Here is a 12,612-nt window from a genome sequence, read left to right as displayed (position 1 = left end):
GCAAGAGTTGAGTTCCCCGAAATCGTAGCGCCAAATTCAAAAATGAAATAATGAATTTTGCGCAAAAATCATTATTTCAAAATCGAACAACGAGGTACATTCTCAAAAAATGATCTCGTTGTGAACATGGACCCAACCGTCAAACCTACGCACGCCGCCCCGGAATTCGACTTCGCGTCGCTGTATTCCCACGCCTTCAATGCCAACCTTGGCGGGCCGCGAGATACCGCTTCCGTGGTCGGCCTGTCGCTGGCCACTATCATGTCCTCATCGGCGTTTGCGAACCTGATGCCGGTTTTCGTTCCGTTCGGCGCGGCACTGGCGGCATCGGAACAATTGTCCCAGCGCTTGCTCGCGCCCTGGCGCGATCACTACGCCCTGAAAAGCTCGATCGGTGTGAAATCGGACGAGTCGCCCGTGGTTCCGTTTTCCAAATCCGGCCTGCTCGTCGGCTACGCCACTGACACGGGCAAGCCCATTTTCCTTGGTGACGACGCGCTGTTTCGCCACCTCTGGATAGTTGGCCAATCCGGTGTGGGCAAAACCGTGGCAGCCTCGCTGATGATGTACCAGCAGATCCAGCGCAATGGAGGGGTCCTCTTCATTGACGGCAAGCTCGATGGCGACAACATCTTGTCGATGTATCAGTTCGCCGCGGCCTGCGGGCGCGAAAAAGATTTTTACGTTCTCAATCCGGGAGACCCGGACAACTCCAACACGTACAACCCGATTCAGGACGGCGACCCTGACGAGATATCGGCACGCTTGATGGGCCTGATCCCCAGCACCGAAGAAAATGCTGGCGCGGACTTCTATAAGCAGGCAGCCAACCAGGGCATCGTCACGCTTGTGTCCGCAGCACAGCGCGCAGGGTACAAATATAACTTCTACGATTTGTCCGTACTGCTCAACAATTCGAAGGCATTGGAAGACTTGCTCGACAAGCTGCTGCGCGTGGCGCCCAAGGCCGACGAAACGCGCAATCTGCGGCTGTTCCTCGATCAATACCGGCTGCCGGCCAATGACACGCGAAACCCGATGGCCGGGCAGATCGACCTGAAGCGGCTGAAGGAAACCTTTGGCGGCATCGGCGGCAGGCTGTTCACGTTCGGCACGAACCAGTTCGGCAAGGTACTCAATTCGTACACGCCGGATGTGCGGATGTACGACATCATCAGGAACGGGAAGATTTGCTACGCAGCGCTGCCCACGATGGGCAAGGCGATCGCGGCAAACAACTTCGGAAAAATGATTCTCGGAGACTTCCGAACGGCCGTCTCATGGCTGCAGGCGAAGAAGGAAGATCGTCCAAAACTCCCGTTCATGGCCTTCTTTGACGAAGCAGGTGCCTATGTAAATATGGAATGGAGCGTTTTGTTTGAACAGGCCCGATCAGCTAGGATTTTTTTGGTCCCGGCGGTGCAATCCGAGTCGAACTTCAAGGCAATCAGCGACGATTTCAGCGAGCGCGTGATTGGCAATACCAGCACAAAGATGGTGTTCCGCGTGGGTTCCCAGGCCACGGCCGAGTCCGCCGCGGACCTGATCGGCAAGCACATTGCGGTCGCCAAAACGCTCACCCATTCGGACAGCAAATCCGAGTCCGCCCAATCGTTACGGGCGTCCCCCACAGCAAGCATCGGCGACTCCAGCGGCAGCGCCTTTGCCGAGCGCGAAGAAGAACAGCACCGCGTGACCCCCGACCAGCTCAAGAGTCTGGACAAGGGCGAATGCGTGATGCTCTACGAGGGAAGCAAGATCTATAACCTGCGCGTGCCGATGCTGACCATCCGGCCCGAACTGGCGGAGAAGATCGGCAAGGTCAAGCTGAACAAGCCGCGCAACCGGACCCGGCCCAACGGTCTCGACTATGGCGACCTGAAGAAGCTTGACCGCTTCCTTAGCACCGTCAAAGGCAAAAAGTACGACCGCAAGGACGATCAGGACGACGAGGACAATGATGAATAAGCCCGCCATTATTCCGGCCAGCCAAGAGGAGGACGACGATGAGTTTCACTGGAGTGGTTCTGACGACATTTTTAGTCGGGCTGGTCGCGCTGCTAATCCCACCACTGCGCAGCGTGCTCACGCACTTCTTAACGACTTATTTGAGTCCGCTGCTGAAGGAGATCCTGAAGCTTGCAGCGCTTTGGAGCTGGGCGGGTTTGAAGGGGATCGTGGGGTACCACTGGATATTATTTCGCAACCTGACGACGCCGAGATCGACCCTGTTCCCAAGCTTGGAAAAACAGAAAGACGAAAAGTCGCCCTGAAGTCCAACTACATCACGCTCGAGGACTTTGAGGAAGGCACCGAGCGCGAATGCTTCCAGCTGATCTACAACCATGCCCGCTTCGTGCTGGCCAAGGACACGACTCCCGAACTGATGGCGCGCGGCATCCAGTTTTTCTTCTGCGCATCCGACACCGAGGTCACCTTCGTGGAAGCGGCGGCCGCGATCTCGACCACAATCCGCACCGACGTCATCCTGCTGCGCTTCCAGTACGAGTTCTGGCGCCGCTACATGGTCTTTTCCCAGCCGTTCGACTGGAGCGCCTATCCGGTGCCGGACAGGGTCATGAACCAGTTCGCCTTCGCAGGCATGTCCCTGTATGCCGATGATGTGGCCACCATTCTGGCGCGGGAAATCTGGTACCGGCCCGGCATGACCGTCGACGAAGCGACCGCGCTCATCAAGGAAGAGTTGCCGGGAAAATATGCCCTGCATGCCGACGAGAAGATCTACGAGGTGATCGATCACCTTAGACACCTGTACCTTCTGTCGCAGAAGGTCGACAGCTTGTATGTGACTTACAAGAACCCGGAGCTGCAGCTTGATGAATGGTCGAAGGAACACCGCCAGGACGCGTCGCGCAGCAACATCTGGTGGTCACGCCTGTTTTGAATTGAGTTACGGAAAGAGCTCTATGCACAAGAATCTACTGCGTCTCTTAAGCCTGACCGTCCTCCTTGCGGCGTCGTCGGCGCATGCCAGTGTCAATAGCGACTTTCCGGTGTTCTGGGTCGCCGGAGACCCCAACGGCGTGGCGCATGCGTTCCGAGGCGTCGCCGCGTTCTTCGGGAACGGCAACTGGGCCGGGTCAATCATGGCAGGCGGAATGACGGCAGCGGCACTGGTTGGTTTGCTCCTAGCGATTGTCTCCAGCGCCTTGCGCACCCAGTTCATGGTCGGGCAGTGGTTTGTCGGTACCGTCATTGCAATGGCGATGTTCACGCCGACCACCACCGTAACCATCAAATCGTTCTTCGATGAGAACAGTGCAACCGTCTCGCCGCGCATGATCGTCGTCGAGAACGTTCCATACGGAATCGCCTTTCCAGCCGGGATGGCCAGCTACGCGAGCAAGACCATGGGCGACACGTTAATGACCTGGTTTACCAACCCGGACGAGACGGGCGGTGCGTTGGCTGAAGGTGCGTCTGGTTTGATGAGTCCTCTCAAGTTGCTGACAAGACTTAATGGCTTGTACGACTGCTCCAGCGACCACGCCACCATCTGCAACAACGCCGTTTCGTTCTTCAATCAGTGCAAGGCCACGGCGGCAACCGCGGAAGCGATGCGAGAACAGGGAACGCTGCGCACGCTGTTCGAGGAAAAGTCACAATCGGTACCAGGCTATATGGAGTACCGGACATACAATCCTGCCAACACCGACACGGGTGGCTATGACAGCGTGTACCTGCCGTGCAAACAGGGCGCCCAACAGATCTGGGCGGCAATGCAGGCCTACTTGAATGGAGACGGTTTCGCCAAGGACGTGCTACGGTCGACCGCCAGTTCGCAGTCTGGTGGCAAGTCAGCAGACAATGGCGGCGCTCAGGATCTCAATGCAATGAAACAACAAATCGAGGTGCTCAATACCAAGCTGCAGAACGTCCTAGCCGACGTCGACGCCGCCAATAATGACATCGTCGCCAACGCCACTTTCCATCGCATCGTCCGCGCAGCGCTGAATACCGCAGCGGAAGTTTCACCCGCGCAGGCAAATCGGGTATTCGTCGATGCGATGCTTAATGCCAAGCGAAAGGCGGCTGCCGACCAGGCGGGACAGGCCTCACTGTTCATTTCGTTCATGACCCAGGCCATGAATGCGTTTTCCTTCCTCTTTGCAGCCACGGCGCCGATCATCGTATTGGTGGCGATGGTGATGGGACTTGCCGGATTCAAGGTCTATGGAAGCTGGCTGCTTTTCGGCGTCTGGAGCCAAAGCTGGCTGCCGATCGCGGCGCTAGTGTCCTACTACGTGGAGAGCGACTTCTGGCGGCGCCTGCAGGATCTGAAGCTGAGCGGACAGATGGCGCTGCCATACATCGATCAGTTCTACGACCAAGCCACCACCGTTCTTTATACCGGATCCACGTTGATGTCGGCGGTTCCGATCATCACCTTGTCGCTGATTTCAGGGTCGATGTATGCGATGACTAACCTTGCCGGAAAATCCACCGGTACTGATCGTGACTACGTGGATGAGAAGCGAATTACACCAACATCACAAGAAGCCACAAACTCGGATCACATCGCCAAAGTCCAGACTGCGGGCGGTGGGATGCATACCGCGCTTGCCGGAAGCGCATCGGGCATGTTGCGACAGAAAGATCTAGACGGCTCGATGAACTGGTCTGCAGGAAACCAACTTTCCATGGCGACGGCGCGGGTTCATTCCGCAGAATCAGCAGAGGCACGTTCCTGGTCAAAAGTGCAGGAGAAAAAGGCGGCGGTTGAAGCGGCTGAAAAATATGCCCGTTCAGACAAAATGGGTACGCATGACGACGTGGGACATAAGACGGCAGCTCAAAGTGCAGAGCGCGCCGAAGGTTCCCTGAGCAACGACAAAGCACAGATCAAGACGTACACCAGCGACGTTAAAGCTAGTACTCAGGTTGGGTTGGGGCTGAAGACGGGCGGTGCAGCCACTTTACCAGTCAAGGGGACACCTGTTGGCGGAGGCATACCGTCGGCATCCTATGGCGCCGGTGGCGAGATCGGGTCTACGGTTAGCACATCAGACACTTGGACCGACGCAAATCAAAAGCAGACAAGGGATAGTCGCGCGGCAGGTACCTCGACATCTTTGACAGATAGTGCGGAATCGGGATCGGGCGTAAAATCAAGCACAGATCTATCCCACGACAGACAAGTTTCTTCAGCACGTGCTGAATATGAAGCGGCAAAAGCAGAGCATAGTAAGAACGTCTCTGAGCGAGAATCAGCTCAGCGTGAAATGAAACAGGCAATGTCATACGGGGCTGATCTCAAAGCTAACATTGGCTCCCTCACAACCAATGCTTTCGCTACAGATCGCGCACAAGCTGTGACCTCCGCCCAGATGGGCGCCCGCGCTGCGAGTATGGAAGGCGCGCAGCGCTTGGATGACATGGTGAACAAACATGGCGGATGGGGAAATGCCAACGCTGTGCAAATAGGAGTATCCCAAGCTCTGCGGAGTGGAAATAGCCAGGATGTCTCGGCGGGGCTCGGTGCAGCGGCGGCGCTCGCCCAGACAGCAGGGCAGCAAACTGTGGCTGATGCAATGCGCAACGAAATTGCTGTACGAAGCCACGAGAATGCCGTCGGCTCTCAAGGCACGGCCGGTGCACTCGGCAACGTTGTTTCGGGATCCTCAAATCTGCAACAGGCGGCAAAGTCAGCTGGCGTGTCGAGTGTTCCTGGTCCAGTAACCATGCCGCGCGGCATTGGGGGAAATCCATTTGGAGGGGACCCAGTCAAAGATAAAGAGATCGCTGCTTACTACAACCGTCCGGAGATTAGGCAAAACGGCCGGCACGCACAAGAGGTCAAGGTGTACGACGAAATGGTTCAGAAAGGGATTAGTCCATCCGGTTCGGCCGGACAGGCAATTCTAAACCAAGCCAAGCAGGAGTCTGCGGCAATGTACGGAACGACAAGAGGACACCACGAACGATCAATGAAAGCGACCGAACGCAAGTAAATACGCAAAAGAAAACGGCAAGCAAAGTAGCTGCTTGCCGTTTCGAATTGCGAGGTGTCTGAAACAAGACACCCGCTTAGATCACAGATCGTTGTTGAAGGTGAACCCTTGATCGAAAAGGGAGCCATGGCTCGCGCCGAAACCAAGTCCGCCAAGACCGGCCGTTGCGCCTAGGTCGTCGATACCACCGTGCAGCGGAAGTCCATTTGCACTGACACCTTCACTTTTGTCCTGGAAGATGACCGTGAAAAACTTTTCATCCTGACCAATAACATTGGCGTCATCTTGCACATTGCCCGCGTCGGTCGAGCTAAACACACGTTGCAAAAATTTAAACATAATTACACCTACTACATTACATCGTATTCACCGCGTCCTTCGCGGCCAGGGTTTGCACCTGACTAAGAGTTCAGCGCTCAAGGCGCTTGGGATCTCTCCCTACATAGGTTTCGCCACCAAATGGCGGGGACCGCTCCCCACAAAACGCACAAAAAAGGGCGTATGGAACTAACCATACACCCATTTTTACCTTTTAACTAATATTTGAGTTGAAATTTTGCAACAGATCAGCGTTTGTAGTGAAACATTCAACTCATGCTGCCAATACTTTTCGCTTTTGCTCTTCGAACTCATCTTGGGTGAGCGCGCCTGATTTGAGGAGTTCGTGCAACTCCGAGATCTGACTTGCCACGCTTCGTGCGTCACTAGGGGGAACAGACGCGACTTGCGCGATTGGACTTGCATGTGTCGAACTGGCCGGGCGTCCGGCCTTATAAGACCGGTACGCTAGATAGGAAAACAGCGGAAGCGTGATTAACCAGAGCGGGAAAAGCAGCGCCAGCGCGGCGTAGAAGAACGTGCGACCTTTCCACGTGTTTGCGACCTCATCCGGCCCTGCCTTGAGAAGACGGCCCAACCCAAGAAGCAAGGCGACTGGCAACCCAATCAAAACGAGTACGATCATCCAGTGCCAGATTGACAAATGCGACATGCGGTTGCCTCGTAAAATGTATTGCAAAAAAGCAACCTTATCACATCGACACTACGGCGTCACAAACTTCGAGTTAATGATCTTGCTCGTCAAGATGCGCTGCGTCAGGCGCTCGACTTTTTCGTTGCGCTCTGCAACTTTGGCGAAGGCTTGTGCCTCCTGGTTGAGCTTGCCCAGATTGGCGCGCTGCTGGTCTGTCATGGCAATGGTGCGCTTTTCGGAGCTTCCCGTTGTCGGCTGGTAGATCCCGGCAACTGTCTTCACGATCGCCATGCCGATGGAAGAGGCCAACGTATAAGACATCACTTCGAATGCTTCGTCCAGTAGCGCAAGACGCGTGGCCGGATCACTTTCGGCGAGCATGACCAGCATGCGTTGAACCTGAAGCGGCGTCTTGCGGAGCAGTGCGAGTTCGTCCGCGCTCAACACGTCTCCTTTCATGTATTTGTCCATGATTGAGCCGTCGCCAATCATGGCAAGACGCGGGCCGTCCGCGCCGTCGAAGTCCTGGATCGTAATGCCATCCTGGGGCCCGGCGAACTTTTCAATCAGGTAGCGCTTGATCCCGCGATAGTTGTATGCGCCGTTCGGGTCGATTTTCTGGCAACCGAACGGGTCAGCCTTGAAATCGACGCACTTGAGATAACTCTTCTGTGCCGAAGAGTCGAAACCGCGCACGATGTCATCGAACGTCAAGGTCTCAGCGTACCAGCCGTCATCCATCGTCTGGGGGCCATTAACCGAGGCGGCGGTGGAATCGTCATCAGACTGCTTCACTGACTTATAGACTTTCGTGCCAATTAAGCTTTGGACAATCTGCATGCCTTCCTGCTCGCCACCAAGCACCGCGAAGTCGATCCGGTCCGGGCCACCATTGGTATAAAACGTGTTGAAAAGCGTGTTCCCGTAGTCGGTCGAGGTATTTTGCGCCTGCTGGCGGTTCGCCTTCGAATCCTTGAACAGGTTGTTCATCGCGCCCCACACGTCCTCGACGTACCCTGTTACCGCATTCTGATAGCTCTCCAGCGTATCCTTGGTGTTGGCGCCGCCGAAGTCCTTGCTTTGCAAATCCTTGTTCAGCGAGGAATACAACTGCTGCGAAATGCGGCAGGAATTCATCGTTCCTGAATTGACGACGTTCGCCAAGTTCTGGAACGTCTGCAGGATGCTCGAGCAATCGTCACACATCGCTTTGACCGCAAGCTGAAGAAGAAAGCCCGGCGCGCCTTGCATGATCTTGCGGACCAGCTCCTTGAAGGCCTCGACCTTGAACATGGTGAAGCTGCCCAATGTCATGTCGACGCCTGCGCAGCCTGCTGCCAGCCGCGGCGGGTCGAAATAGGCCACCTGGTACACCTTATTCGGTGAGCGCAGAGATATCGACGGACCATAAAGGCCCATCGACTGCTTTCCATTTATCGCGCCTCCGGCCGACGAATACCACATGCCGTCCAGTGCACTGCCGATGTCGGCTCGCGTGGCGCCCATTATCATCGACCCTGTGACCAAAAGGGCCACCAGCTTGACACGCGCTTTTGCCATGTTTGCTCCCTCAATTCAATCGATTGCCAATTGCCTGTTGCAGCATCTTGACCAGCTCTTTCGGGTCGTCAGTGTCTTTCATCGTGTTCTTGATCTTGGCGATGTCTTCCGCCGGCACAATGCCACGCCGTTCGAGTTCAGCCATGTCTGTCAATTCTTTCGGCACCAAGTCGCGGTCAATCGCGGCCTGTACGATCTTCGCCTTTAATTCATCCACTGCCATCGCGCCGTGGGCAACAACCATCACGTTATCGGGAGGCACAACCATTACCACCGCTGGCGTCAGCTTCAGCGCCAGCTGCTTGAACGTCGCACGGCCGTTGTCCACCACAAAATCCTTCGCAGTCATGCCGGGCAGCCCCTTGCCGTCTTCCGAGATGTTGCGCACGGCAAAGCCCGTATCCCTTGCAAGCATCGTCATGACGGGGTGTTGCGCATGGCAATGAATACAGGCCGAATCGAAGAAAAACCATAGACCTGCCTTCTTGGCCATCTCCTTGACAATCGCATCCCGTGCCTTGTCTACCTGCCATAGCGCCGAGCGCCGTGCGGAGGTCGCTGTTGGAAACCGAACGGACTCATTGAGGTAGGGATCGTTCTCGACGGCCTTCATCCCAGCAACCGCGAAGTTGTCGCCCATGTCCAGCAATAGGCGCTGCATATACATGTACGCCCGTGCATTTTCCTTCGTGGGATTGGCAATCGCGTTGTCACGAAGGATTTCAATCTTCTGCCGCATCCACGGAACCGTGAACGGCTCGGGCTTCTTTGGCTCAGCAGGCGCAGCAACCTGCGGCATTGGGGGAGGTAGCGGTGGTACCGGCTTTTCCGGCTCAGGTGCCTGCTGGTCCAATTCGCGCGGGTCCTTGTAAAAAAACCAACCTTCCGTTTTCCGATTGAAAAATCCATTTCCCGTATTGGCGGCAGTGCTGGTTTCGCCATCCACCTGCGCAGCAAATCCCGGAATTGCCATACAAATCGCGGCCAAGAGGGCGATCAGGCCTTTCCCGGGCAGCTTTTCCGCTTTTTTCCGCGTCATTGGAATTTTTCGCATTGGGAGAAAAATGATTATTTCAAAAACAGAATTTTCCGTACTATAGCCTCAAAGCATTTTTTGAAATAATGATTTTGAAGCGCTTCCTGTTCATTTCTCTTTTTGTCGTCACCCGCGTCGCCGCCGCCCAGCAGCTCGATGCCTGCTTTGCCGCGTCCGCGAAAAAATACAATCTTGACCCTCGCCTGCTGTGGTCGATTGCCATGGTCGAGTCCCGCGGACGGGCCAGCGCCATCAACCTGACTCATTACCAGCGCACCAACAGTGTCGACCTGGGCATCATGCAAATCAATTCCGGCCACCTGCCCACGCTGGCGCGGTACGGCATCACTCGCGACATGCTGATGAATGACAGCTGCCTGAACATCGACGTGGGCGCATGGATTCTCGCGGATTCCGTGCGCAGGAACGGCGCGACGTGGAATGCCGTCGGCGCTTACAACACGGCCTGCAGCCAGCTCAAGGGCAAGGCCTGCGAAGACTCGCGCCGCCGCTACACCGATCTCGTCTGGAAGTGGTACGCCGGGGCGGGCAAGACGCTCCCGGCACAAGCCTATGTCCAGACCGCACGGGCGCCCGCTGGCCCCGCGATCACCATCGAGGACGAAACCAATTGAAAGACGTGATTGCCTATACCGCCGGCGTAGCACTGATCTCGTACGTCGGGTATATCTTCATTTCGCCGGACGAACCCACGCGCGCAAACCGTGCGTGCATACCGGCCGCTGCGGCCACGCGCCTGCTGGGATCGGTGGTGCGCCTGGTCGACGAGGATAGCGGGGAAAGCATGGCCAAGGGCAAGCCCCAACAGGTGCTGTCCGCTTGCCGCACCGCGGTCTGGTACTGGGCCAAAGACAGCCGCAACCCACCGGTCTTCCCCAATGACGATGCCTTATTCGGTTCCTTTGCGGACAAGACCTATGGCGCAAAGGCGGCAGAGCCGTCCGGCACACCGGCCACTGCGCAGCCCGCCGCGTCTAGCGCGTCAGGTGCGGCATCCGGCGCTTCTGCAGCGCCAATTGCGTCACCGTCGCCGCTGGACGATGCAGTCAACAAGATCAAGGCGAAAACAAGCAAGTCTTCGCCGCAAAAGGGAGACGAGGCACTGTGATGGATGAATCCAGCTACGACTACAACCCGGTTTCAGACTTCTCATCGATCCTGGTGCCGGAAGATGGCTACGCCTATGTCGATGGCCTCGACGAGTTCATCTCGACCGATCGGGGCGACACCGAGGTCGTGTATTTCCTGAACCATGTTTTCCCGCAGGCATTGCACGAGGGCGCATCCGATATCCATTTCATCCATCATGTGAAGGGATTCCGGGTGCGGTTCCGGATCAATGGCGTGCTCGAAGACCGGTATTTTCTCAATTCGGAAGCGGCACGCGACCTCGACCTGAAGATCCGATCCCGTTGCATGCTGGCCACCAGTGAGCGCGAGGCGCCGCTGGATGGCTCCTTCTTCATGCTGATCGATGGCCGCCGGGTCGACGTGCGCGTATCGATCCTGCCCAATTCGCTAGGCCAGTCCATCGTCTGCCGCCTGCTGGACCAGAACAATGCGGGCCGCACGCTCGACTCGATCTGGATGCCCGATGCGGTGCGCGAGGTATTGCTGCAAACCTTGGCGCTCGAGGAAGGCTTGATCCTCAATGTCGGGCCGACCGGCTCGGGCAAGACGTCGACCCTGTACGCCTGCCTGAATCATCTGAACCGGCCGGGCATTCATATATGCACCGTCGAAGATCCGGTGGAATATTCGCTTCCCGGCGCCAACCAGGTCACCGTGCGCGCGCCTGAGCGCACCTTTGCGAAGGTCCTGCGATCCTTTCTTCGGCAAGATTTCGACGTCGGACTAGTCGGGGAAATCCGAGACGCCGAAACTGCCAACATCGCGCTTGCTGCGGCCAATACCGGTCACCTGATGTTATCGACGCTGCACACTCGCAGCACGCTGGCCACCGTCAGCCGTCTGGCGGACCTGGGGGTAAAGCACTACGAACTGGCCGATACGATTCGCCTGATCGTGGCGCAGCGGCTGCTGAAACGGCTTTGCCCGCATTGCTCCATGCCATACGAAATGGACGACTTGGAACGGGACGCGCTGGCGGCGGAGGAGGGCGGGCATCTCGTTGACACCTATGGGCAGTACTGGGTGGCAAATCCGGATGGATGCGACGCTTGCGAGGGCGGGTATATCGGCCGGGTACCGGTGATGGAAATGCTCGCCGGCACGCGCGAACTCAAGGCGGCGATCGAATCAACCGACCGGGCAACGATGGTAAAGCGGGCGTATGAGCAACACCAATATCAGCCGCTCATCGTTGCGGGCACGGTAATGAGTGCCAACCGCCTGGTTGATTTCCACGCGGCGCTCAAGATCAATATGTAGGGAGGAGCCATGGATCGTCGGCAATTTTTACTTGGTGGCGGCGCGCTATTGTCGTTACCCACACTGGCGCAGGAACTGGCGCTGCAGCCGCGCGCGCAGGGACAGAACCCGACCGATCACCTTCGTCCCTATACGGAAATCGGCAACTATACCGATGACCGGGATCGGGTCTTCATGTTTTTTTCGTACGCGTGCCCCTATTGCGAAAAGTACGCCCCCGGCATAGTCGAATGGGGAAGGACTCTACCGGAGCCCGTGCAATTGGTTCGCGTGCCGCTGCTTACTACCGAGCGCGTTTCCCAATCCGCAGCTAGTGCCTTTTATGTGGTCCGTGAAGTGGCGCCGCAGCGGATTGACGAGTTCGATGCACTTGCGTACGCCGCCGCATCCAACGCCTACACGCCAGAAGCGTTCCCAGACGTTTTGCGAAAAATGAAACTTCCACGGGAAGCCATACAGAATGCATTGAACAAGCAGGTGACGAAGGACCGCTTTGCCCGAGCGATCCTTCTCTCGCGCCGTTACAAGGCGAACGTCACGCCGCATTTCGGGATTGGCGGACGGTATGCCACGAATGCCAATTTCACCAACGGCGACTACAGCCTGCTCGTCCAGCTGCTCAACGGCCTCGTCTCCCAGGTCATCACTTCGGCCTGAGC

The 12,612-nt window shown here is 56.8% G+C and carries 11 protein-coding genes; 7 read left to right on the top strand and 4 right to left on the bottom strand.

Annotated elements, in window-relative coordinates; genetic code table 11:
• Nucleotides 1–126: 126 nt before the first annotated feature.
• Genes G3574_RS20245 through G3574_RS20235 form a run of 3 tightly spaced genes read left to right on the top strand, consistent with a single transcriptional unit; the run spans nucleotide 127 to nucleotide 5,972 of the window.
• Nucleotides 127–1,968, top strand: a complete 1,842-nt coding sequence (locus G3574_RS20245) for a type IV secretory system conjugative DNA transfer family protein (RefSeq protein WP_163967248.1) — start codon at nucleotides 127–129, stop codon at nucleotides 1,966–1,968.
• Nucleotides 1,958–2,905, top strand: a complete 948-nt coding sequence (locus tag G3574_RS20240) for a hypothetical protein (RefSeq protein WP_163967247.1) — start codon at nucleotides 1,958–1,960, stop codon at nucleotides 2,903–2,905. Before G3574_RS20245 ends, G3574_RS20240 begins: the two co-directional genes overlap by 11 nt.
• A gap of 22 nt (nucleotides 2,906–2,927) precedes the next feature.
• Nucleotides 2,928–5,972: a conjugal transfer protein TraG N-terminal domain-containing protein gene (locus G3574_RS20235; protein WP_163967245.1), complete on the top strand. Its 3,045-nt coding sequence runs from the start codon at nucleotides 2,928–2,930 to the stop codon at nucleotides 5,970–5,972.
• 81 nt (nucleotides 5,973–6,053) lie between these two features.
• Here G3574_RS20235 and G3574_RS20230 read toward each other — a convergent pair whose 3' ends face one another.
• The 4 genes from G3574_RS20230 to traF form a co-directional block, all read right to left on the bottom strand.
• The gene (locus tag G3574_RS20230) at nucleotides 6,054–6,311 is read right to left on the bottom strand and encodes a hypothetical protein (RefSeq protein ID WP_163967243.1); all 258 of its coding nucleotides are present in this window, start codon (nucleotides 6,309–6,311) and stop codon (nucleotides 6,054–6,056) included.
• Nucleotides 6,312–6,564: 253 nt separating this feature from the next.
• Nucleotides 6,565–6,963, bottom strand: coding sequence for an SHOCT domain-containing protein (locus G3574_RS20225; RefSeq protein WP_163967241.1), 399 nt, complete (start codon nucleotides 6,961–6,963; stop codon nucleotides 6,565–6,567).
• A gap of 51 nt (nucleotides 6,964–7,014) precedes the next feature.
• A complete protein-coding gene (locus G3574_RS20220; RefSeq protein WP_163967239.1) occupies nucleotides 7,015–8,505 on the bottom strand; it encodes a conjugal transfer protein TraH in 1,491 nt (496 codons plus the stop codon).
• Nucleotides 8,506–8,515: 10 nt separating this feature from the next.
• Entirely contained in the window at nucleotides 8,516–9,544 is a 1,029-nt protein-coding gene (gene traF / locus G3574_RS20215; RefSeq protein ID WP_163967237.1) for a conjugal transfer protein TraF, read from the bottom strand.
• Between the two features lie 83 nt (nucleotides 9,545–9,627).
• On the opposite strand from traF, the gene G3574_RS20210 reads away from it, so the two are divergent.
• Genes G3574_RS20210 through G3574_RS20195 form a run of 4 tightly spaced genes read left to right on the top strand, consistent with a single transcriptional unit; the run spans nucleotide 9,628 to nucleotide 12,610 of the window.
• Complete coding sequence (locus G3574_RS20210; RefSeq protein ID WP_163967235.1) at nucleotides 9,628–10,176, top strand: lytic transglycosylase domain-containing protein; 549 nt, start codon at nucleotides 9,628–9,630, stop codon at nucleotides 10,174–10,176.
• Complete coding sequence (locus G3574_RS20205) at nucleotides 10,173–10,670, top strand: hypothetical protein (protein WP_163967233.1); 498 nt, start codon at nucleotides 10,173–10,175, stop codon at nucleotides 10,668–10,670. The genes G3574_RS20210 and G3574_RS20205 overlap by 4 nt, the downstream gene beginning before the upstream one ends.
• A complete protein-coding gene (locus G3574_RS20200; RefSeq protein WP_163967231.1) occupies nucleotides 10,670–11,953 on the top strand; it encodes a GspE/PulE family protein in 1,284 nt (427 codons plus the stop codon). Before G3574_RS20205 ends, G3574_RS20200 begins: the two co-directional genes overlap by 1 nt.
• A gap of 9 nt (nucleotides 11,954–11,962) precedes the next feature.
• A complete protein-coding gene (locus tag G3574_RS20195) occupies nucleotides 11,963–12,610 on the top strand; it encodes a thioredoxin domain-containing protein (protein ID WP_163967229.1) in 648 nt (215 codons plus the stop codon).
• The last annotated feature ends 2 nt before the right edge of the window (nucleotides 12,611–12,612 follow it).

The sequence above is a fragment of the Noviherbaspirillum galbum genome (assembly GCF_010974945.1).
GTDB classification, from domain to species: Bacteria; Pseudomonadota; Gammaproteobacteria; order Burkholderiales; family Burkholderiaceae_D; genus Noviherbaspirillum; species Noviherbaspirillum galbum.
The sequence above is the reverse complement of the archived record's forward strand: the minus strand, read 5'-3'. Positions and strand labels throughout refer to the sequence as shown.

What these genes read in the sequence shown, in the direction of transcription:
- G3574_RS20245 (WP_163967248.1), top strand. Translation starts at nt 127, where the DNA reads ATGGACCCAACCGTCAAACCTACGCACGCCGCCCCGGAATTCGACTTC.
- G3574_RS20240 (WP_163967247.1), top strand. Translation starts at nt 1,958, where the DNA reads ATGATGAATAAGCCCGCCATTATTCCGGCCAGCCAAGAGGAGGACGAC.
- G3574_RS20235 (WP_163967245.1), top strand. Translation starts at nt 2,928, where the DNA reads ATGCACAAGAATCTACTGCGTCTCTTAAGCCTGACCGTCCTCCTTGCG.
- G3574_RS20230 (WP_163967243.1), bottom strand. Translation starts at nt 6,311, where the DNA reads ATGTTTAAATTTTTGCAACGTGTGTTTAGCTCGACCGACGCGGGCAAT.
- G3574_RS20225 (WP_163967241.1), bottom strand. Translation starts at nt 6,963, where the DNA reads ATGTCGCATTTGTCAATCTGGCACTGGATGATCGTACTCGTTTTGATT.
- G3574_RS20220 (WP_163967239.1), bottom strand. Translation starts at nt 8,505, where the DNA reads ATGGCAAAAGCGCGTGTCAAGCTGGTGGCCCTTTTGGTCACAGGGTCG.
- traF (WP_163967237.1), bottom strand. Translation starts at nt 9,544, where the DNA reads ATGACGCGGAAAAAAGCGGAAAAGCTGCCCGGGAAAGGCCTGATCGCC.
- G3574_RS20210 (WP_163967235.1), top strand. Translation starts at nt 9,628, where the DNA reads ATGATTTTGAAGCGCTTCCTGTTCATTTCTCTTTTTGTCGTCACCCGC.
- G3574_RS20200 (WP_163967231.1), top strand. Translation starts at nt 10,670, where the DNA reads ATGGATGAATCCAGCTACGACTACAACCCGGTTTCAGACTTCTCATCG.
- G3574_RS20195 (WP_163967229.1), top strand. Translation starts at nt 11,963, where the DNA reads ATGGATCGTCGGCAATTTTTACTTGGTGGCGGCGCGCTATTGTCGTTA.